Source organism: uncultured Nostoc sp. (assembly GCF_937863485.1).
In the GTDB taxonomy this organism is placed as follows: Bacteria; Cyanobacteriota; Cyanobacteriia; order Cyanobacteriales; family Nostocaceae; genus Nostoc.
Window position 1 is genome coordinate 54,680 of the sequence record NZ_CALMFY010000243.1, and the last position, 21,922, is coordinate 76,601.

A 21,922-nucleotide genomic window follows, 5' to 3' on the forward strand; every position below is an offset into this window, starting at 1 on the left:
TTTCTGAGCAAAGCGCCCCTCTAGCAACGGTTTCATAGGTTAACTCTATTACCGTATCTTTGCGGTAAATAAATGTAAAAATTTTACCAAAACAAAGTAAAGATGACCATTTCCCAGGCAGCTGGAAACGTCTGCACAGTTTCTGCTTTGAATACAAAGAAACACCAAACAATTAATTCGGTGGAGAGTGAAGTAATTTACTTACCCAGTACTGATTGTGTGATTAAGTCCCAGGCTTCCTTGTCAGCGTTTACTTCCTATAGGGTTGGGGGAGCTGCTGATCTGTACGTTGCCCCCCGAAACTTAGAAGCACTGCAAGCAAGTCTTAAATACGCAAAAGAACGTGATTTAAAGGTGACAACACTGGGAGCAGGTTCTAACTTGCTAGTGAGCGATCGCGGTATATCAGGTTTAGTCATTGCTACTCGTCATCTCCGCTTCAGCAACTTTGACCCCCAGACAGGTCAATTAACCGTTGCTGCCGGAGAATCAATTCCCAGCTTGGCATGGGCGGCAGCAGAATTAGGGTGGGAAGGATTGGAGTGGGCTGTTGGTATCCCTGGAACAGCAGGAGGTGCCGTGGTGATGAATGCAGGGGCACATAATAGCTGTATCGCAGATATGTTAGTTAGTGCCCAGGTACTTTCACCCGATGGGACGCTGGAAACTATTACCCGGGAACAGTTAAGTTATAGTTACCGGACTTCATTATTGCAAGGTGGCGATCGCATAGTCACCCAAGCCACCTTACAACTCGCGCCAGGTGCGGAGCCAGCAAAAGTTGTGGCAATCACCAAACAACACAAAAAGCATCGGTTGAGCACCCAACCATACAACTTCCCCAGTTGTGGCAGTGTATTTCGCAATCCCAAACCTTACACAGCAGGCTGGTTAATTGAACAAACTGGTCTCAAAGGCTACCAAATTGGTGGAGCACAAGTAGCACTACTCCATGCTAATTTTATCGTTAACCGTGGTGGGGCAAAAGCTAGTGACATCTTCTGTCTCATTAGTCACATCCAACATCAGGTACAAGAACGTTGGTCTATTCGGTTAGAGCCAGAAGTCAAAATGCTCGGAGAGTTTCAAGCTGCTTGTTGAAACTTTTAATCTTGGAAATGGAGCGTTGGAGATTTGGAACTGGAAAGATGAGGGAGATAGGATGTAACCAATGCCCAATACAACTCTTGGAGAGGCTGGCGCTTAGGGCGTAGCTATGCCGCAGGCTTTACGGCTCCTTTCGGCTTCGGTTCCATCAAGACCAGGCGTGATGCTCAAGGCAAGCCGCTCAGGACAAGCTCAGTACAAGTGCCCAATGCCAGGATGCATTAATTATTGGTAAAAAAAGAGGCAAATTACTTACCGCATCTATAATTGAATTTGATTTGTTATTCAACGTATAAGCGTACAACTAATTATGACAGGAAAAGGACAGGGATTCGGCTTTGGCTTAGGAAAAATGAAGGAACTGGCCGAAGCTTTTAAGAAAGCCCAGCAAGTTCAAGAAGGCGCAAAGCGACTTCAAGAAGAATTGGAGCAAATGGAGATTCAAGGAGAATCTGGCGGTGGTCTGGTGAAAGTGATTGTCAGTGGTAACCAAGAACCCAAGCGGGTGGAAATTTCTCCAGATGCTTTAGCTGAAGGTGCAGAAGTACTTTCTGATCTAGTGACAGTAGCAATGAAAGAAGCCTACACCAAGTCCACTGCAACAATGCGGGAACGTATGGAAGAATTGACCAGTGGATTGGAACTTCCTGGATTTTAGTCAAGAGTCATTGGTCATTGGTTTAATGACTTTTGACTTTTGACAAAGGGCAAAAAATATCTATGGCTTACAAGTTGCTATTTGTCTGCTTAGGTAACATCTGCCGATCACCATCGGCAGAAAACATTATGAATCATCTAATTGAGCAGGCTGGCTTGAGCGATGGCTGTGCCGACCCCAAAGGTATCCACATCCTTTGTGACTCTGCTGGTACATCTAGTTATCACATTGGTAGCCCACCTGACAGACGCATGAGTGCTGCGGCTGCCACAAAGCTAGGAATTAAACTGCGTGGTCGAGCCCGCCAGTTTCAAGAGTCAGACTTTCAAGACTTTGATTTGATTTTGGCGATGGATCAAGAAAATTATGAGAACATCCTCACTCTTGATCAAACTAAGCAATATCACTATAAAGTGCGTCTGATGTGCGAGTTTTGCTCTCGACACACTCTAAAGGAAGTTCCAGATCCCTATTACGGTGGTCAACAGGGATTTAATCAAGTTATTGATTTACTGATCGATGCTTGTGAAGGTCTGCTTACAAAAGTTATGAGTTATGAGTTATGAGTTAGGAATTAGGAGTTAGGAGTTTTAATTCCTCACTCCTCACTTCTAACTCCTCACTTTTTTTATTCCACCAGACCATGCTTAATCGCAAAACGTACTAATTCCGCTCGGTTGCTAGTTGAAGTTTTTCTCAATAAACTGCTAACGTACTTTTCCACTGTTCGAGGACTCAGATATAGCTGATGACCCATATCAGCATTAGAAAGACCATGAGTCAATAACTCTAAGACTTGCTGTTCTCTATGAGTTAGGGATGAGTGCAAGTGGGATTTCTGAATTTGAGTGGACAAAGAATTATGGGCGTCCACCGCTTTTGTCGAGGTGGAAAAGCCCAAACTATCTTTATGAGAAAAGCGGTACTCCGATTGAATGATTTGCGATCGCTCTAAAAGATTACGGATTGCTGCTGCTAACTCTTCCAGTTCAAAAGGTTTGGGTAAGTATAAATCGCACCCTGACTGGTAGCCCATAATTCTTTCCTGGGTCTTAGTTCGGGCTGTTAATAAAATTACAGGCAATAACCGAAATACTGGTTGTTGACGCACCCGGCGCACTAGTTCGTAGCCATTCATCTGTGGCATGGCGATATCCGTGACAATCAAATCCGGATGATACTCATCCACCATAGCCAAAGCCTCTTGACCGTCATTAGCCATGATTACCGAGTAGCCAGACAGTTCAAGATAGTCGCTAACATACAGACGAGTGCCCAAATCATCATCCACTACAAGGATCGTCAAGGGCATGGACAATACATCCCTAGCATTTTTTTACTCAGAAATTTGCCTCTACACACTCCATCAGTGAACACAGGCAAGAATAGTGTTCTTATGTTTCATACTATGACAGGATTACCAGCTAATGAATGCCTTCAAGGTTGATTTATAAAGGAAATCTTAAATCTTTAGGATAGGGTTAACAACTGTAACTCACCTTTGACTTCCTGTGCTGGGGAGGTACAGAAAGTTTTGTAATTTGTAACAATTCATCAATAAGGCAGAGCAAATGCTCACCATACTATAAATTAATATTGACATAATAAATAATTTCCTAAAAGCTAAGTAAGTGGGCGTAACATAATTTTATTTCTTCTTGCTCACTTACTTAAGTAAGTATAAATATCTTTTGTTTTTTGTCCTTTGTCCTTTTTCATTAGTATTTAGCCAATCACTAATGATTATTGCTGTCAGGTAACTCAAAGTTGCCGGAAAATTTTTAATTGTGAACTTAGAAAAGCTAAATTAGTGATATACAGTTCACCATTTATAGCGGTTCTAAGATACACCCTATAATTCACAAGCCAATCCAAATAATTTTTTAGGTACATTTAAAGCACACAAAATTATCAATGAGCGACAAGAACGAAGGTTACAAAGTTATTTGCGACAACCGTCAAGCCCGTTATTTGTATGAAATTCTAGAAACTTACGAAGCTGGAATTGAGTTGACAGGAACAGAGGTAAAGTCGATTCGTGCGGGTAAAGTCAATCTCCAAGATGGCTATGCTTTGCTTCGTAATGGCGAAGCATGGTTGATTAATGTGCATATCTCACCTTACAACGCTAGTGGACAATATTTTAATCATGAACCACGGCGTACACGCAAGCTACTATTGCATCGCCAAGAACTCCGTAAGCTAATTGGCAAAGTCGAACAGCAGGGTTTAACTTTAATCCCTTTGAAAATGTATCTTAAACGAGGCTGGCTAAAAGTGAGTATAGCCCTTGGCAAAGGTAAAAAGCTCCACGATAAACGAGAAGACCTGAAACGACGCCAAGACCAGCGTGACATTCAACGGGCTATGAAAAGCTATTGAGGATCGGTTTGCTAAACTACTACAGTAAGAGTGAGAAACTGATTGCTGTGAAAATTATGTTGTATGTCTACAGCGTGAGTTCTGAAAATGCCTAGTTTATAGCCGCAGATTGATTTTGTTAAGGTTGAGACTCGATACAGTGGTGAGTAACTTCGGATGGCATCAGGAATTTTCAGATTTATGAAAAGTAATTTCATTACATTTGTTGGGGCTGGCGTTCTCAGCTTGAGTATGGGAGTTCTACCCTTAACTCTATCTGCACAAGCTCAGACAACTAATGACTCCGGGGCCACTACTGCTCCAACAACGACCACCAATGAGCGCAACGATTTTAATTGGGGTTGGCTAGGATTGATTGGTTTATTTGGTCTAGCTGGGTTGGCTGGCAAAAAGCGCGATCCTCAACCGACTGCTTATCGCGACCCTAATGCCCCAAGTGCCACTACCTACAGAGATTAAACAATTAGACAATTTGAAATTTAAAAGTTGTCAGTTGTTCAGTAAGACAACAACTGACAACTTATTGATGTTAGTTTATTGCTGGTTCTGAGTTAGTTGAACTTGTATGATTTTGAGCTAAAGGTGTCCAATAGCTGGCAATTAAGGCAACGATGAGCCACCAGAGAGTATTGACTTCAGGACGATACCAGACAGTATCTACAGTGCCGTGAGCTAGCATACCCAACAAAATAGCGATCGCCCCAATTAACCAAAATCCCTCTCCACTTCTCAATCGTCGCAATCGTCGCACTTGTAGAAATGCCGTATTAAATGTGACAATTATTAACCAGAGAAAGCAAGCTAAACCAACAAAGCCAGTTTCTACAGTCACTTCAAATAAAATCGAATAGGCACTTAAAGCAGTATAACGAGGGCGTTGGTAGAGGGGATAAACTTGATTAAAAGAGTTGTGACCAGGGCCAATGCCGAAAATCGGGCGATCGCGAATCATCTCGAAGACAGCATCCCACACATTTCGGCGAAAATTATTACTGCTATCTCGACGGTCGGCAAAAATACTGAATACTCGCAGGCGGACTGGCTCTACAAATATCACTGCTAGTATTAATACCCCGATCAAACCTCCCAAGACAATCGGTAGTGACCAAGTACGCCAAAAAAGAGGCATTTGGTCGCTTTTCCAATAAACTAGCAATGCCATCACAGCCAAAACTGCCACCACTAGTCCAATCCAACCGCCACGACTAAAAGTCAGGATCAGGCAGGCAGTATTGACAATCAACATTGTTAATGCTAGGGCTTTTTTGAGCCAGCTTTGCCATGCAAAAATTGCCACCAAGCTAAAAATTACTGCTGGTAGGAGGTATCCAGCCAATAAGTTGGGATTCTCTAAATAACTGTAGACTCTTGTAGTCTTAGACAGAGGAGATTCCGGATCAACCCAAGTTGCCAGTGCTGTGGCTCCAAAAAACCATTGCCGCAATCCATATACACTGACAATTAACGATACGTGTAGGTAAAGGATGATAATCCAAGACCGGAGGCGAGGTGACCTCAGTACCCTGGCACAAAGGGCAAATAGTAGCAAATACAAGGTCAACGTTGCCAAGTCGTTAAGTGCCGCCTTTTTCACTGGTGATAATGCTGTTGCGACTGCCGCAACTCCCCAGTAGAACAATACCAGCAGGTGAATGGGAGTGACTGACGAGACATTTGCTGGTGTTGCTTCATCAGATAAAGTCAACAACAGCCAAAATACCACACAAGCCACCAGCAACAAGCCTACCAATGTACTCGAAGCAAAAGGTGCAAGCGCATATACTAAACTGAGTAAAGCCGCTGCGATCGCATCTCCCCACTGAATCAAGATGCTGGTTTGCCGCCAAGAACTTAACAGTCCCACCAGAGAACGGTGTACGTAACTGGTAGCAAGATATTCTTTGAGCGGTAAAGATGATAAAGTAAATCGTTGCCAGACTAAATTCATAAAAAACATTGCGATCAATTAGCCTGCCGACGCAGAACTTGGAATTGATCATAATGCGTATGGCTATAAAAAGGTAATAATGTAGATTGCAATTTAGTGATGATGCTCTTACTCATGGCCATCAGCTACCACCTATAATCTAAAGCTCCCTACTTTTCTCTAGTGCGAAAGTGAATAAATGTCAGTAATTGTTAGTTTTTTGACTGCTGGTGATTAACCCTTCACGTACTTAGTACACAACTAAAGTATGAATTTGTCTTTTCTTATCCCTTATCACCTGTAAGATGTTCCCTACTGGCTGTAATCAGACATCGCTAATTGCTTGTGAGGAAGTCGCCAGTTGCAGTGGCAAACAAAGCACATAACGGTATCCTGATTCTGGTGAACCTTGAATTAAAATATGTCCACTATGCAATTCTGCCAGTTGACAACTTAGCAATAGACCCAAGCTTTCACGAGAAAGACTTCCATGTGATTTAGCTAAATTTATACCTGAACTAGCAGCAAATAAATTTGCGTGGGAATCACTCAAGTTTTTTGAATTGCCCACTGCTACTGATGAAATATCTGGTTGCTCCTGGCTTTCTGCACGAGTATTGTAAGTTGCTACTTCACCTGTCAACTCCAGCAACGACAAAGAATTGAGACGGAAGTAGGGATCAACCTCAGTGATCCCGTCCCCTAGCCAGGGATGGGAAACCCAAATAGTAATGTTGAGCGTATCTTCCTTGTAAGAGACATGAATGCGAACAATACTACCTGTAGCCGAAAGTTGAATCACACTGAAAACCAGGTGATAGAGGATTTGCCGCACCTTGTCTTTATCTAAAGGCAAAATGCGATTGCGTCCCGGTTCTATAGAGAGGCGAATATCTTGCTCACGGCGATTAGCCGCTTCTTCTAAGGTATTGATAGCTTGTTGACACAGCATTTCGATATCCACAGGAGCTAGATTCAGCACAGTTGAATTTTCATCCATAGCTCCTAGTTCGGTAATTTCGTTTACTAAGGAAAGTAAGTAGCGACCACTGTGTTGGATAATTTCCAAATATTCTCTCTGTTTAGGCATCAAAGGCCCATAAATCTCACGTCCTAAAACACTAGCCATACCAAGTACAGATGTTAAGGGTGTGCGTAACTCCTGAGTTAGTTGAGCCAAAAGTTCCAGTTTCAGTTGCTTGGTAGAAATAGAGTCGCTATCTTTAGTGCGTGGGGTGATTTTAATCTCAGCGTTACGTTCGTCATTGAGTGAAAATATCGGAGCGCTCTTGGGAATGCTTGATTCGAGTTTCCCTTGCAGGAGTCGGTTACGTTCAAATTCACTCATGCTCCAACGAGCTATGATTTGTAAAAACTCAATGTCTCGGTTTGTAAAATTGCGCGGCACTAAATCCATCACCGCTAATGCACCTAAACAATGTCCCTCAGCATCAATCAGTGGCGCTCCTAAGTAAGCACGAATACCATAATCCTGCACCAACTTACTGCTAGCAAGTGCTGGATCTGTAAGATTATGTGTATCATTAATGACAAATATTTGTAAACTCTCTACTACCTGAGTGCAAAAGGATTCCCGACGTGACAGTTGGCGGCTTTGTGCCAAATGGTTCATTAGTCCCAGCCTAGATAAGCCCACCGCCGACTTGAACCAGTGGCGTTCTTGATCTATAAATCCCAATATGGAAATTGGTGCTTCCAAAAAGTGGGCAGCAGTCTGTGTGGCTTCTTCAAAAACCGGAATCGTTTCTGGTTGTCGCAAACCTAAATCTGACAAAGCTTTGAGGCGTTGTTGTTCTCTTGATTCATGAGAATCCCAACCATCCTTTAGGGCAAATAATTTGTTTTCAGGCTCTATCATTGCCACTGTTACCTTAATAATTTCTCGATACTGTAATTGATATAAGCCCTATTTCTGGGTTATCAATTGCTATTTTTAAGCATTCCCTAATTTTGCCTCTGACAAACAAATTTGAGGCAAAATTTTTTATCCCTTCTATTAAGTCGGCTACGTAGTATCTACAACTTCCTAGCTACTGATGCTGAATGTCCTTTATTTAGCACTAGTGTAGTCTTTAGTGCTTGAGATTTTGCAATCAGACTGCGTTAGATTTGGATTCAGCTAGGGTAAGCTAATGCTAAGGATATAATAGGGGCTGTCATTCTTTATGTCCAGAAGGAAAAATTCTGCCTGGCATGTTGGAAGTAAATTTACTGATAAAAAATATATTTATGTAATTTTATTGCCATTTTTACTGATAACAGCTAGCACCGATGGTTGACAATCCTAGATAGTTAATATAAGTCTTTATCCAATAGATTAAACCTATTACAATTTCATCCTGAAAACTGTGCAGGGTTTTCTATTTTTTCCATGTGAGGAATATTTTTTTAAGGACAACTGGTAATGAATAAAATGACTATTAGAGTTCCTTTTGTAAACCTGAAGTTACAACACGAACCAATTCAAACGCAATTGCAATATGCAATCCAATCTGTATTGGAACAGGGAGATTTTATTTTAGGGCAAGCCCTCTCAGATTTTGAAGCAGCATTTGCGGCAGTGTCTGGGGCAGAATATGGAGTTGGTGTTGCATCAGGAACAGATGCGATCGCTCTCGGATTGCAAGCGTGTAATATTGGTGCTGGCGATGAAGTGATTTTACCAGCAAACACTTTTATAGCAACCTTAATTGGGGTACAACGGGCTGGTGCGAAGCCAATTCTGGTAGATTGCGATCGCCAAACAGCGTTAATTGATTTAGAGGCCGCAGCAAAGGCAATAACGCCTCAGACTAAAGCAATTATCCCTGTGCATCTCTATGGTCAAATGGTATCACCACGTGATCTAATAAACTTTGCGGATACCTACAAACTACTAATTTTTGAAGATGCGGCACAAGCACACCTCGCCCAAAGAGACGGATATCACGCTGGTTCAGTAGGAATAGCAGCAGCTTTTAGTTTCTATCCCAGCAAAAATTTAGGAGCATTTGGGGATGGGGGAATGCTGCTGACACGAGATTCAGATGTAGCCGAAAAGATGAGGCGCTTGCGAAATTATGGGGCATCGCAAAAGTATTTTCATACTGAAGCAGGTACAAATAGCCGTCTGGATACTTTACAAGCAGCGGTATTGCACGAGAAACTACCATATTTGCCACAGTGGAATCGCGATCGCCTGACTGTTGCCCAGCAGTATGATCAGGAACTAGCACCCTTAGCAACTACTGGCATTATCCCTATGGAAAATAAAAGTGCTACAGGACACGTTTATCATCTTTATGTGATTAAAATTGATGATTCTTGCCCAATAGAACGCCAGCTACTCCAGGAAAAACTAACAGCAGTAGGAATTCAAACTGGCATTCACTACCCAATTCCTTGTCATCTCCAGCCAGCATTCACCAACTTAGGCTATCAGCCTGGAGATTTTCCTTCTTCAGAAAAACTGTCAAAGCAAATATTATCATTACCGATGTATCCTGGTTTGAGCAGTAGCCAAGTCAAAGAAGTTGTTGCAGCGATCGCCAATGCAGTCTCAACAAGTTCTAAGGCAGATAATTCATGCCCTGCTGACCTTGGCAGCGTGGTAGCCTAAAGTTAATTCAATGGCAAAAAATCTGACCACTGACTACTGACAGTTTTTGAATTACTGAAAATCATGGCACTCCAGCAACAGGTTAAAAACAGAAACGCGTTAGGCTTGTTAAATCTAGCTATTTTAGGCGTTTTGCTGCTGCTTTATGCTCCTATATTGCTTCACTGGTTGGATGGTTGGCTGCACAAAAATATCAGTACAGAACACGAATATTTCAGCCACGGGATCATTGGTTTACCATTTGCTGCTTATCTGGGCTGGATGAACCGGAAAAAGTGGACACGTTTACCAGATACCATTCATTCTTTGGGCGCTGTTTTATTATTATTAGGGGCAGTCTTTTATCTGAGCGGTGTTACAGAGTGGGTTAACCTTTCCTTGCCCGTTATACTGGCAGGATTATGCTTGTGGTTTAAGGGAATACCAGGTTTGCGATTGCAAGGATTCCCCTTGCTACTAGTATTTTTGGCAACTCCAACAGCAGTACCCTATCTCATTGCTCCCTATACCATGCCTCTCCAAAGCTTCATCGCTGGCACGGCAGGCTTCATACTGAATCAATTTGGTATGGAAGTAACCGTAGATGAGATAAATCTCTACGTGGGAGGACGGATTGTGGAGGTTGCCCCCTATTGTGCAGGGTTGAAAATGTTGTTTACTACTCTCTACGTAGGCTTGATGCTGCTTTATTGGACAGACGCTTTGTCTTCACGCCGCACAACTATATCGTTTTTATCTATTGCTGCGATCGTTAGTACTACTGCCAATATCATTCGTAATACTTTACTGACTTTCTTTCACGGCACAGGTCAAGAAGCGGCTTTTAAATGGCTGCATGAGGGTTGGGGTGGTGACCTCTACTCTGCTTGTATGCTAGTGTCACTAGTACCCTTACTGAATGGGATTAATAGCTATTTCTCAACATCTCTAGAAACTCAGCAAGAAGGAGAAAGTTAGAAACATTGGGCACTTGTACTGAGCTTGTCCTGAGCGTAGCCGACTTGTGCCGAGTTTAGCCTGAGCGGCGTCGTTGGCGCAGCCTCTCGTAGAGAAGTATTGGACATAAAAGGCAGAGGAGCAGTTCTTGCCCCCAGTAAGGGGGAGAGTTAAAATTACTTCTTTCCCCTCTTTCCTCTCCACTCCCTGCTCCCTGCTCCCCGGTTTCTTCTCTGCTCATAAATATTACTGAACTCACGGTGTGATTTTATGAAGTAAAATTTTGCCTAAGTATTATAAATTTTACTGATGATTTCCTTCTCCAAGTTTTTTAAAGAAAACCAATTGAGTCAGGTAGCAGCACTTTTATTATTGCTAGTGCTGCTGGCAATAGGAGGGGTTCCTGGATACCTGACAGGACACTGGCAATGGAAACAACCGCCACCTGTTAGTACCCTCAACGAGTTAAAACAGATCCGCAAGACTGGGTTAGCCCTTCCTGGTTGGCAAACTATTGAACAAGCAGAACAGCAAATTGGCGAACATAAATGGTCTTTGCAGGTAATTAAAAAAGAAGGTTCCCAATCTCAGGCAATCCTACTTTTGCTGCCGCAAAATGGGCCTATGGATCAACCAGAGGTAGAGTGGACAGACGTTAACGGCTGGGGAAGGTCACGCTGGGGAAAGTGGGATGTAGCTCAATCTCGTTCTGCTAAATTTACTGTCAAACCGCCTACAAAGTTGGCTTCTAATGTGGAAACTCAAGTAGAAGCTAGGTTCTTTCGCGCCTCCACACCACAGCAAACCTTCGCTGTCTTACAATGGTACGCTATGCCAGACGGCGGAAATCCATCACCTTTACACTGGTTTTTAGAGGATCAATTGGCACAGTGGCGTAAGCAACGCACTCCTTGGGTAGGCGTGAGCATTCTGATTCCAATAGAACCTTTAGGGCAGGTAGAAACATCTTGGTCTTTAGCCCAGTCTATTGGAGAAACAGTGCAAGCTGTATTGATGGCAGGCTATTTGTAAAATATGTTACACCATATTTGCGGTGACGGCGCTGCGGTTCCAGGTTTTGATAAAGCAGATATGATGCTGAATCACAACGCAACTTGGAGATTAAATGTAAATTACGATGTCAAACATCAGCTGTTTGTGGTTTTTGAGTTGTCGTTTTGGAAGACAACAACTCTACTACATCAACCCTATCTCTTCATACTCTTTTTTTGGCGAAGGTATTGTCATGAGTATCTCTATAATTGCCTTCAGGCTGAAACTGGGCTAAAATATGAAGTAAAAATTAAAATATGCAAAATATTCCTCTTATTGATTGGTAAATTCTTGCAGACACAAAAGACATTTAGAACATTAATAGAGTAAAATAACCACTCGGCGCGACTAATTCCTATATCAGTATTTCCTGTACTAATGTTCATAGATCCTAGTTCTTATATGCGTGCATTCAGCGCCCTGTGTTTTGTCAGTCTTCAAGTAGGAGTTTTCTTAACAACACCTATCCAACTTGTTGTTGCCCAGCCTTTTCCATCTCAAGGACAATCACCAGGACAATCACCAGGACAACCCCCCCCGCCTGTGCCGGGTACTGAGGTTGTACCTCCAGGTGCAAATGACGAAATCTCGCCCCAACTCAGCCGCTACCTTTTGGGGCCAGGAGATACAATTAGTGTTGTGCTTCAGCGTCCTCCTGGCCCATACCGCTTAGGAATAGGAGATGGAATTAGCGTTTCGGTTCAGCGCTTTCCAGATTTGAGCTTTCAAGCTTTAATCAACCCAGAAGGTAACATTGTGGTGCCGCTACTGGGAAAAGTTTCCTTACAAGGTTTAACTTTGGAAGAAGCTCAAGAAAAAATTCGCTTGGGTTTAAATCGTTATGTGGTTGATCCAGTAATAGTTTTAGCCTTAGCAACGCAGCGTCAAGACTTAAGTTTTCAAGCTGTAATTAGTCCAGAAGGTAACATCGTAGTGCCGCAAGTAGGAACGGTATCATTACAAGGTTTAACCTTGGAAGAAGCTCAAGAAAAAATTCGCTTAGGTTTAAGTCGCATTGTACCAGATCCAATCGTAGTTGTATCCTTGGCAGGGACGCGACCAGTTCAAGTTACCATTAGCGGGGAAATATTTCGACCAGGAATTTATCCGATTAATTCATCAACACCCCGCGTTGCTGATGCCTTGCTAATATCTGGTGGTTCAACGTTGAATGCAGACCTGCGACAAATACAAGTCCGCCGCAAGTTAATCGATGGTTCTGTGATTTCACAAACTATTGACTTATATGCAGCACTGCAAAATGGCGGTTCAATTCCTAATTTACGCTTACAAGACGGAGATGCGATACTTATCCCCCGTCGTGAAGTTGGTAATGATGACGGTTATGACCGCAATTTGGTAGCACGTTCATCCTTAGCCACACCACAGATTAAAGTCCGGGTTTTAAACTACGCAGCAGGAGGTCTTTCCATTCAAGCACTGCCTAACGGCAGTACATTTGTAGATGCTTTGGGAGGAGTAAATCTCGACACTGCTAACCTCCGAAATATCGCTCTGGTTCGCTTTGATCCGGAACGAGGTAAAGCTGTTACCCAGAAACTTGATGCAAAAAAAGCTCTAGGAGGCGATGCATCTCAAAATGTGGCGCTTCAAGATAATGATGTTCTTGTTGTTGGTCGGAACCTCATCGGTAAAATTACTAATTTCCTGACTACCATTACCCAACCTTTCTTCAATGTTCAATCCTTTCTCCGGTTTTTTGACGACTTCGGTGGCAATCGATAAAATTAGTGACTCTCACCTTTTCACCGATTGTTGCCAGGTGTGAGAGAGGAGGAGATGAGGGTGAAAAATAAAAACTGATAACTGATTCTATATTCTCCTGCCATGACCCCACCAATTGTTAAACGCTATCTTATTGCTTTTGATAAGTACAAGTGGATTGGACTAGCTAGTTTTGCTCTAATTGTAGCAGGGTCAACTGTGGTGGCTATGCAGCCAGAGCCACCTACTAGCTACATAGCATCTGCCGCACTTACCTATAGTGGTCCACCAGTTTCTTTCTCGACAACTGGTAGTCAAATCCAACAGCAAGGAAAAGAACTAAATGAGGAAGTTTTACTATCAAACCAGATAATTGCAGCAGTGGCAGAGAAAGTCGATGTCAAACCGAATAAGCTTGGTACTAGTGTCGTTCTTTCTATACCTAAAAAAAACCCCAAGACTGGAGAATTGGAATCTAGTATCTTGCAATTGAAATATGTAGATACTGACGCCAAACGAGCTATACAAGTCTTGGCGGAATTGATGCAAGCAATGATCAAGTTGAGCAGTGATATCAATACTGGGCGATTACAAGCAATTATTCAAAAGATTAACGATCGCACACCACAAGCTAAACGGGAATTGCAAATTACTGAAAAGAAGTTAGAACAGTATGATCGCATAGAGCGAACGGCAATATTGGCAGCAGAGAATGGCAGCTTGTTAAGCGCCATTACTGCTAGCCAAAATCTCCAACGGCAAATTCAATTAACTATTTCTGGGGTTGATGGTCAAGTTCGCAGTATACAAAATAAGTTAGGCTTAACAGTTGGACAAGCTTATATTTCTTCTGCTTTGAGTGCCGATCCAATTATTGGTAATTTACGATCGCAAATTTATCAAAGTGAATCGCAAATCGCTCTACTCAGAAAAGATTTGCGACCAGAACACCCAACGATGATTCAATTGCTGCGTCAGAAACAAGCTGCTGAGGAATTGCTGCAACAACGTGCCGCTGAGGTGTTAGGTGGTGATGGTACGGCGGCTCCACTTCAGGGTAGCGTTGCAGGTATTCGCACCCAAAGTAGTTTAGATCCAGCCCGGCAGCAATTGGCAAACCAGATGGTGGCGTTGCAAACGCAGGGGGAGACGCTTCAACAACAACTAGCCCAAGAAATTCAACAAGAAGCACTACTACGGCGAGAGTATTCTCTCATACCTAATAAGCAATTAGAGCGATCGCGTTTAGAACAAGAGGTTGGACTCAAAAAAGCCATCTATGACCAAATGCAGGCGAAGCTAACTGATGCTAAAACCGCAGAAGCAGAAACTACCAGCAGCCTTAGCATTGCCAGACGCCCCACAGTCGTTGTCGATGTCAAACCACCCAAGAGTGTACCTATTACCCTTGCTGTGGGTGGTTTCTTAGGTGTGTTGGTTGGTGGCGGGGTGATATTTTTACTGGGAGCGCTGGAAGGAACTTTCAAAACCAGGGAGGATATCCGCGAGAGCCTCAAGCAACGGGAAGTGGCACTGTTGGGAGAAGTGCCTTTAATGCCAGTTGATGATTTGGATAAAGAAGCAGTGCCTGTGGTACTTTCTGCGGATTCTCCTTATTTAGAATTTTATGAGAAATTCCGCAGTAATCTGCGCCGCATTGGTGGTAAAACCTTAAAGGTAGTGTTGATTACTAGCACCAGTAGCCTAGAGGGTAAGACGGCAAGTGCTTATAACTTGGGTATCGCTTCTGCCCGTGCTGGTAAAAGAACCTTGATTATCGAAACAGATTTGCGATCGCCTTCCCGTTGTACATCCCTAAAAGTAATTCCTGACCCCGACGCTAGTATTGAACCCCTGCGTTATTACGCTAACTTAAGTGAATGTATTCGTTTAGTTCCTGATGTACAAAATTTATACATTCTTCCCAGTCCTGGACCTGTGCGGCAATCCGCTGCTATTCTTGAATCCAGCGAAATGCGGCGGCTGATGGAAGATGTCCGCGAGCGGTTTGATTTAGTTGTTTTAGATACAAGTTCCCTCAGCATATCCAATGACCCTTTGTTAATTCAACCTTACAGCGATGGTATTGTACTTGTGGCGCGACCACACTATACACAAGAGAACATGCTAGGTGAAGCTATTGATCAATTAGTTGAATCGGAACTGGGGTTATTGGGAGTAATTATCAATGGTACTGATATCATCGTTTCTGTACCTGAACAAGTCGTACAATCATCAAGATTTGCATCTGAGGTACAAGAATCAGAAGAAGTTTCAGCGGGTGCTAGGAAAAACTAATAATTTCCCAAATAATGCAAAGGTAGATGGCGAATTGGTAATTGTTTTTCCGACGTTGCATAGTGAAAATTTGAATTTTGAATTGCTTAGTCGCGCCTAAACAAGCCAAATAAAGGAGCAAGAATTATCCCAAAAACAAAACCACCAATGTGGGCCCAGTAGGCAACTCCACCAGTTTGCACAGTCATGTTAGCGGCTGTTTGCAGGGTAGCAAGACCGGATATCACATTTTGCACAATAAACAGTCCAATTATTACTAGTGCTGGAACTCTGATTGTGGTGATAAAAATCCCCAAAAATATTAAGGTCATGACTTTAGCCTGGGGAAAGCGGATAATGTATGCACCCAAAACCCCAGAAATTGCACCACTTGCCCCCAAGGAAGGAATCTCAGAATTTATGCCAATGAACCATTGGCACAAGGCAGCTAAAGCACCACATGCCAAATAAAAAATCAGATATTTGGCATGACCTAATCGATCTTCAATATTGTTGCCAAAAATCCAGAGAAACAACATATTAGAGATTAAGTGCCACCAACCGCCGTGTAAGAATTGCGACGTAAATAACGTTATCCACTCTCCACTCAAATTGGTGGTTAACTCTTGAGGTATTACTGCATACTGACTTAAAAACTGATTCAATTGTGCATGTGATAGGCTCGCCTCGTGAATAAAAACTAAAATATTCATGCCAATTAACCCGTAGGTGAAATACGGGGTGATTCGCGTCGGATTTTCGTCGTAGAGGGGAAACACAGGTGTTTTTCCTAAATTATTGATTAACTGCAATATAGCTTGTAAGGCTAGCAGTTGCGAAGGTTAAGCAATTTCACCTATTAAATCAATCAGGATAATTGAGGGTCACTACGATACTATGAAGAATTACTTGTACCAAGATTCTTCCTGGGATTTATCGTTAAATAAACCCAAGAGTGGGCCGAGAATTGCCCCAAAAATAAACCCGCCTGCATGGGCCCAGTAGGCAATACCGCCGCTTTCCATACCGATGTTGGTAGGTGTTTCGAGGCTAGCAAATCCGTAGAAGGCTTGTTCGAGAAACCAGAATCCCAAAAAGAAATATGCCGGGACACGGAAAGTTGGGAAGAAAAACCCTAAAGGGACTATACCGAGAACTTCGGCGTTGGGAAAGCGGAGAATGTACGCTCCCAAAATGCCTGCGATCGCACCACTTGCACCCAAAGAAGGAATGCTAGAATCTTGAGCGAAGAACCACTGGGTTAAGGATGCCAAAACACCGCAAGATAAATAAAATAGTAAATATTTGGCATGACCTAATTTATCTTCAACGTTGTTACCAAAAATCCAGAGAAACAGCATATTGCCAGCTAAGTGCAAGAAACCACCGTGCAAAAATTGTGAGGTAATCAAAGTTGCCCACTCTGGCACTGGTTGATGTAGAGAAGTACCAGCAAAGCTTAAACTGAGTTCTCGTGGAACTACAGCCGCAAGGTGTAAAAACCCATTTAATGCTTGTGGGGGAAGATTTGCTTCATAAAGAAAAGCAAGGACATTGGCAGCAATCAGTCCATAAGTCACATAAGGCGTGATTTTTGTCGGATTATTATCTCTAATGGGAACCACGGGCGTTTTTTCCTGATTTTAAGACACAAACTCTACAATACTGAATTCTGTAAGTAGTTTCTTCTACCTCATGGATGGATCTCACTTTCACAAAGGAAACTGCACTTCTTGAGTTAGAACAAGAATGACAGCGTTATCAAGATTTGTTGGCAAAATTGCAAGCTAGCGGTATTGATCCAGAAAATCTGTGAAGCAGTAGTCATGTGATAAATTTCCACGTAGAGAAGAAAGCGTATGACATGAAACAGTTATTTAAAGTTAACGCTTCAGGAAATCAGCAACACCTAATATTTGGAAGATTGAAAAAGGGATTGACGTACTCTCCCGAAAGCTGAAAATATCCTAGTTAATCCTCCATATAAACTTGGCAACTCATGTTTTTCTCAAATTCTCTAGAAAATCAACTCCAGCGCTGGAACGAAACCATTCGTAATCAGCCAAAAAATCATAATGCTTACATTCGCCGAGGCATGGTTAACTTTCAGCTAGCCAAGATTGATGAATCTATTCAAGATTTTGATCTGGCAGAGCAATTAGATACCCGTATCAAAGCCTACCTCTGGCAACGTGGATTATCGTACTATTATGCAGAAAGATTTGCTGAGGGCGCTCAACAATTTGAAATAGATTTGACAGTGAATGCTCAAGATGTAGAAGAAACAGTATGGCGATATCTCTGCATAGCTCGTTCGTTAGGTGTTGAAGAGGCACGTAATTCTTTACTAACTGTGAAAAATGACCCTCGACGTGTTATGCAGTGCGTATATGATTTGTATGCGGGAGATTGTACACCAGATGATGTTTTAACTGTTGGTCAATTAGAAGGAATAAAGGGAAATTTTTACAGTCATCTTTACTTAGGATTATATTACGAAGCTCAAAATAATCTTGATTTAGCTCAGAAATATATAGTTAAAGCTGCTGACCAGTACAAAATTGATGACTATATGTGGTATCTGGCGCAGGTACACAAAAAATTGCGAGGCTGGATATAGTCGAGTATTAATGTCCTAACCGATGAAAAAATTCGTACTAACTTGGCTCAGAGTGGTTTTTTATACGATTTTGGCTACAATCGGGAACCTTGGGATGGTAACTCTATTCCCTTTAGGAGCGATCGCCAGCATGACCCTATAGCTATAGCTGACTACCTGCGATACAAGTGGCTAGGCAAAGGTTGGGTCAATATCAGTCCTGGGTTACAGGAAGCGAATATTCTAGAGAGCGGGAGATAGAGAAATGGTATACAAAATTTACGATATTGTTGGAGAATATGCCATCACTGCTGATGGCGGACAGAAACTATATGACCAGATTCATCCACTTTTGCTAGCTGGCGAACCTGTAGAGTTGGATTTTACAGGCGTGAAAGTTTTTGCGTCTCCATTTGTGAACTTCGCCCTTGGTCAATTGTTGAAGGACATTCCAGCAGAGAAACTGAATCAGCTAGTTGAATTCACTTCTCTCAATGCTGATGGGTGGGATGTTCTGGAACATGTAATGGCTAATGCCAAACGATATTACTCTGATGAAAAATATCGGACTGCTGTGGATACAGTGATCACAAATATAGCTGTAACTCCTTGAGGTATGGCGATTAACCTCAAGATCCAAGCTGATGTCATCAACATCAGAACTGATACTTCACAACAAGGTGATATTTTCTTCGTAGATACAAACGTCTGGTTTTGGTACGCTTATGTAAATGCTGGGTTTAGCGCTAAATCTTACCAACTCAACAATTATCCCAACTATCTCAACCAAGCACTTTCAAACGGAGCTACTCTAACCTACTCTGGGCTTACTTTAGCAGAGCTTGCTCATATCATTGAGAAGACCGAATATGAGATTTATATCCAATCTCATGGGCGGCTACCAATCAAAGAATATCGGCATAATGACCCAATAGAACGGGCGAATGTCGTTGCTGAAGTTCAGTTTACTTGGCGTCGGGTCAAGGCGATCGCTATTCCTATTGATCTAACAGTAGATGATGCAACAACTGATGCAGCCATCAACCGATTCAAAACTCAAGCTGTTGATGGCTATGACCTACTGCTCCTAGAAGCGATTGGTAGAGCAGGAGCAGGACAAATTAAAATTATCACAGATGACATTGATTATAGTGTTGTTCCTGGTATTCAGGTCTTTACAAGCAACAAGTATGTAATTCAGGAAGCTGCTTCACAGAATAAGTTAGTGGTGCGCTAATTAGGTTTAGCGTCCCAGAATTTTATCCCGCAAATGCTGAATGCGATCGCTTCTCACACAAAATTTTCCGGTCGTGCCTCAACAGATAACCGAAGCCAGCTAACGACTCGGTTCAGCGGTGCCGGATAACTTATGTATCACCACTGAGATATCTCCATCATCTGCTTGCTGCAACCGAATTGTTAGGTTGTGGGCAACAGCGGCAACTTGCCTCGTAGCACTAAGCCTAAATGGGAGAACTTGATCTGACCCTATGGCAGACAAAATTTGTATCTTTCATTACCGTTAACCATATATTGCTCAACAGGTTACGATCAATTAAGAAGTAATAATTTTTTACGGCACCGCCAGGAGTACTCTTAATGTTCATTAATGAATTGTCACCTATATTCAGAGAATTTATCCAGCATCCAGTCTCATTTGTGGGTGGGTTATTCTCTGGTGTGCTTCGGCTGAATCTTGCAGACGATCCGGTTAAAAGCTGGCTGGATCAACAGATCCGCTCAAATAGTTACACCATCACCACAACAGACGCACATAACGGCAAAGCAAGTGGGCCTCAACAGATTTCGATTGACTAAATTTTTGGGTAATCGCAAATCTGGTTAATCATTTTGGTGACAGACTCCCACATTGATGCAAGCATACAGTGTGGGAGTCTGTCACAGAGAAACTTTCCATGTCTTCCATATTAAGAGATACTAAAGCTAGGTAAGTACATAGGCAAGGAAATATGGAATCCCTAACCTCTCGTATGCAGGCGGTACAGTCGCCAATTATTCCTGTGGTTGGGGAACTGATTAAAAACTCCCCTGGAACAATCTCTCTAGGACAGGGTGTTGTTTATTACAACCCACCACCGGAAGCCAAAGAATTTTTACCCAAATTCTTCGCCGAACCTACTAATAATTTATACAAATCAGTTGAGGGAATTGCGCCATTATTGACAGCACTTGCAGGAAAATTGCAAGCTTTCAATAACATTGAAATCAATGAAGAAAACTGCATCGTCGTGACAGCGGGAAGCAATATGGGATTTATGAATGCCATTCTTGCTATCACTAACCCAGGCGATGAAATTATTCTGAATACGCCTTACTATTTCAACCACGAAATGGCGATCGCAATGGCTGGTTGTCGTGCAGTGTTAGTGGCGACGGATGAAAATTATCAATTGCGTCCAGAAGCGATCGCTCAAGCAATTACTCCCAAAACACGGGCTGTGGTCACAATTTCCCCGAATAATCCGACTGGAGTTGTTTATTCAGAAGCAGCATTGTGCCAAGTAAATCAAATCTGTGGCACTCGCGGCATTTACCACATCAGCGATGAAGCCTATGAATACTTTACCTATAACGGGGTAAAACACGTTTCCCCTGGTGCATTTGGGAATAGTAGCAAGTACACCATTTCTCTGTTTAGCCTTTCTAAAGCATACGGGTTTGCCAGTTGGCGCATTGGCTACATGGTGATTCCCAAACACTTATTTGTTGCTGTCAAAAAAGTCCAGGATACGATTTTGATTTGTCCGCCAGTAATTTCTCAATATGCAGCTTTCGGGGCATTACAAGCAAAAGAGGAGTATTTGAAGAGTAATATAGGTGCGATCGCTCAAGTGCGGCAATTAGTATTAGACTCCCTTAACCGCTTACAAGGTTTATCTAGCATTACACCCGCTAATGGCGCTTTCTATTTTTTCCTCAAGGTTAATACTCAGATGGATGCTTTTGAGTTAGTTAAAAGACTAATCCAGGAACATAAAGTAGCAGTTATTCCAGGTACAACCTTTGGTATGAATGATGGATGTTACCTACGCGTTGCTTATGGGGCACTGCAAAAAGAGACGGTAAAAGAAGGTATAGAAAGATTAGTGCAAGGTTTGGAAACTATAGTTAGGAGTTAGAAGAGACGCGAAAAATCTTTGTCTGTACAGGAGTTAGGAGAGACGCGATTAATCGCGTACAGGAGTTGATATTTAATTTATGAAGGCGTTAAACTGTGTTGGCGTACCTTATTTGCAATTACAAATATAAAATTGAACAGATGCCAATTATTAATAAGTTAATTGAAATTGAAACTGAGCCAAAAATTAATATTTATAATATTACACCACAAATTCAAGATTTTCTTGCTTCAACATCAATTAAAAATGGACAAATTTTAGTATTTTCTCGACATACAACAACAGCTTTAGCTATCAACGAAAATGAAGTCAGATTGTTAGAAGATATAAAAATGTTCTTGCAAAAATTAGCACCTGAATCAGACTGTTACTTGCATAATGACTTACATTTAAGAGATGTCCCAGAAGATGAGCCGATTAATGCTCACTCTCACTTAATGGCAATGGGGAGCATCCCAGTTTTTTGCAAAGAGGACGAAAATCAGTCAGGATAAGTAAG

21 protein-coding genes and 1 pseudogene are annotated in these 21,922 nt (G+C 42.2%); 17 read left to right on the forward strand and 5 right to left on the reverse strand.

What is annotated here, in order from left to right; all coding sequences use genetic code 11:
* Positions 1-102 precede the first annotated feature (102 nt).
* From murB to Q0541_RS33335, 3 genes are all read left to right on the forward strand, one after another.
* Positions 103-1,101, forward strand: a complete 999-nt coding sequence (murB, locus tag Q0541_RS33325; RefSeq protein WP_298921193.1) for a UDP-N-acetylmuramate dehydrogenase — start codon at positions 103-105, stop codon at positions 1,099-1,101.
* A 316-nt stretch (positions 1,102-1,417) separates the two neighbouring features.
* Entirely contained in the window at positions 1,418-1,765 is a 348-nt protein-coding gene (locus tag Q0541_RS33330; RefSeq protein ID WP_273768304.1) for a YbaB/EbfC family nucleoid-associated protein, read from the forward strand.
* Positions 1,766-1,827: 62 nt separating this feature from the next.
* Positions 1,828-2,331 (forward strand): low molecular weight protein-tyrosine-phosphatase, encoded by a 504-nt coding sequence (locus Q0541_RS33335; protein WP_298921196.1) that lies wholly within the window; start codon positions 1,828-1,830, stop codon positions 2,329-2,331.
* Between the two features lie 62 nt (positions 2,332-2,393).
* On the opposite strand, the gene Q0541_RS33340 is transcribed toward Q0541_RS33335, so the two are convergent.
* Positions 2,394-3,077 carry a response regulator transcription factor gene (locus tag Q0541_RS33340; RefSeq protein ID WP_298921198.1) on the reverse strand — a complete coding sequence of 228 codons (684 nt, stop codon included), beginning with the start codon at positions 3,075-3,077 and terminating at the stop codon, positions 2,394-2,396.
* Between the two features lie 602 nt (positions 3,078-3,679).
* On the opposite strand from Q0541_RS33340, the gene smpB reads away from it, so the two are divergent.
* Together smpB and Q0541_RS33350 are read left to right on the forward strand one after the other, a co-directional pair.
* The gene (gene smpB / locus Q0541_RS33345) at positions 3,680-4,147 is read left to right on the forward strand and encodes an SsrA-binding protein SmpB (protein ID WP_094349892.1); all 468 of its coding nucleotides are present in this window, start codon (positions 3,680-3,682) and stop codon (positions 4,145-4,147) included.
* A 180-nt stretch (positions 4,148-4,327) separates the two neighbouring features.
* Complete coding sequence (locus Q0541_RS33350; RefSeq protein WP_298921204.1) at positions 4,328-4,606, forward strand: WGxxGxxG family protein; 279 nt, start codon at positions 4,328-4,330, stop codon at positions 4,604-4,606.
* A 70-nt stretch (positions 4,607-4,676) separates the two neighbouring features.
* On the opposite strand, the gene Q0541_RS33355 is transcribed toward Q0541_RS33350, so the two are convergent.
* Positions 4,677-6,095 carry an IctB family putative bicarbonate transporter gene (locus tag Q0541_RS33355; protein WP_298921208.1) on the reverse strand — a complete coding sequence of 473 codons (1,419 nt, stop codon included), beginning with the start codon at positions 6,093-6,095 and terminating at the stop codon, positions 4,677-4,679.
* 304 nt (positions 6,096-6,399) lie between these two features.
* Positions 6,400-7,953, reverse strand: coding sequence for a GAF domain-containing sensor histidine kinase (locus Q0541_RS33360; RefSeq protein ID WP_298921211.1), 1,554 nt, complete (start codon positions 7,951-7,953; stop codon positions 6,400-6,402).
* Between the two features lie 546 nt (positions 7,954-8,499).
* On the opposite strand from Q0541_RS33360, the gene Q0541_RS33365 reads away from it, so the two are divergent.
* The 5 genes from Q0541_RS33365 to Q0541_RS33385 all read left to right on the forward strand — a co-directional run bounded on the left by Q0541_RS33365 (position 8,500) and on the right by Q0541_RS33385 (position 15,705).
* Complete coding sequence (locus tag Q0541_RS33365; RefSeq protein ID WP_298921212.1) at positions 8,500-9,693, forward strand: DegT/DnrJ/EryC1/StrS aminotransferase family protein; 1,194 nt, start codon at positions 8,500-8,502, stop codon at positions 9,691-9,693.
* Positions 9,694-9,756: 63 nt separating this feature from the next.
* Complete coding sequence (gene crtB, locus Q0541_RS33370) at positions 9,757-10,650, forward strand: cyanoexosortase B (protein ID WP_298921214.1); 894 nt, start codon at positions 9,757-9,759, stop codon at positions 10,648-10,650.
* Between the two features lie 288 nt (positions 10,651-10,938).
* Positions 10,939-11,661: a cyanoexosortase B system-associated protein gene (locus Q0541_RS33375; protein ID WP_298921216.1), complete on the forward strand. Its 723-nt coding sequence runs from the start codon at positions 10,939-10,941 to the stop codon at positions 11,659-11,661.
* 399 nt (positions 11,662-12,060) lie between these two features.
* Positions 12,061-13,428, forward strand: coding sequence for a polysaccharide biosynthesis/export family protein (locus tag Q0541_RS33380; protein ID WP_298921218.1), 1,368 nt, complete (start codon positions 12,061-12,063; stop codon positions 13,426-13,428).
* 102 nt (positions 13,429-13,530) lie between these two features.
* On the forward strand, positions 13,531-15,705 hold the full coding sequence (locus tag Q0541_RS33385; RefSeq protein ID WP_298921221.1) for a tyrosine-protein kinase domain-containing protein: 2,175 nt from the start codon (positions 13,531-13,533) through the stop codon (positions 15,703-15,705).
* Between the two features lie 86 nt (positions 15,706-15,791).
* Here Q0541_RS33385 and Q0541_RS33390 read toward each other — a convergent pair whose 3' ends face one another.
* Together Q0541_RS33390 and Q0541_RS33395 are read right to left on the reverse strand one after the other, a co-directional pair.
* On the reverse strand, positions 15,792-16,463 hold the full coding sequence (locus Q0541_RS33390; RefSeq protein ID WP_298921248.1) for a rhomboid family intramembrane serine protease: 672 nt from the start codon (positions 16,461-16,463) through the stop codon (positions 15,792-15,794).
* Between the two features lie 126 nt (positions 16,464-16,589).
* Positions 16,590-17,309 carry a rhomboid family intramembrane serine protease gene (locus tag Q0541_RS33395; RefSeq protein ID WP_298921223.1) on the reverse strand — a complete coding sequence of 240 codons (720 nt, stop codon included), beginning with the start codon at positions 17,307-17,309 and terminating at the stop codon, positions 16,590-16,592.
* A 374-nt stretch (positions 17,310-17,683) separates the two neighbouring features.
* Here Q0541_RS33395 and Q0541_RS33400 point away from each other — a divergent pair, with 374 nt between their 5' ends.
* From Q0541_RS33400 to Q0541_RS33430, 7 genes and pseudogenes are all read left to right on the forward strand, one after another.
* Positions 17,684-18,304, forward strand: coding sequence for a hypothetical protein (locus tag Q0541_RS33400; protein ID WP_298921225.1), 621 nt, complete (start codon positions 17,684-17,686; stop codon positions 18,302-18,304).
* A 42-nt stretch (positions 18,305-18,346) separates the two neighbouring features.
* Positions 18,347-18,544 carry a hypothetical protein gene (locus Q0541_RS33405; RefSeq protein ID WP_298921227.1) on the forward strand — a complete coding sequence of 66 codons (198 nt, stop codon included), beginning with the start codon at positions 18,347-18,349 and terminating at the stop codon, positions 18,542-18,544.
* Between the two features lie 4 nt (positions 18,545-18,548).
* Positions 18,549-18,896, forward strand: a complete 348-nt coding sequence (locus Q0541_RS33410; RefSeq protein ID WP_298921229.1) for an STAS-like domain-containing protein — start codon at positions 18,549-18,551, stop codon at positions 18,894-18,896.
* A gap of 3 nt (positions 18,897-18,899) precedes the next feature.
* A complete protein-coding gene (locus tag Q0541_RS33415) occupies positions 18,900-19,520 on the forward strand; it encodes a hypothetical protein (protein ID WP_298921231.1) in 621 nt (206 codons plus the stop codon).
* A gap of 362 nt (positions 19,521-19,882) precedes the next feature.
* Positions 19,883-20,101, forward strand: a complete 219-nt coding sequence (locus Q0541_RS33420; RefSeq protein ID WP_298921233.1) for a hypothetical protein — start codon at positions 19,883-19,885, stop codon at positions 20,099-20,101.
* A gap of 152 nt (positions 20,102-20,253) precedes the next feature.
* Positions 20,254-21,423, forward strand: coding sequence for a pyridoxal phosphate-dependent aminotransferase (locus Q0541_RS33425; RefSeq protein ID WP_298921235.1), 1,170 nt, complete (start codon positions 20,254-20,256; stop codon positions 21,421-21,423).
* A gap of 140 nt (positions 21,424-21,563) precedes the next feature.
* A pseudogene (locus Q0541_RS33430) lies at positions 21,564-21,869 on the forward strand (YjbQ family protein); the annotation flags it as partial.
* Positions 21,870-21,922 lie beyond the last annotated feature (53 nt).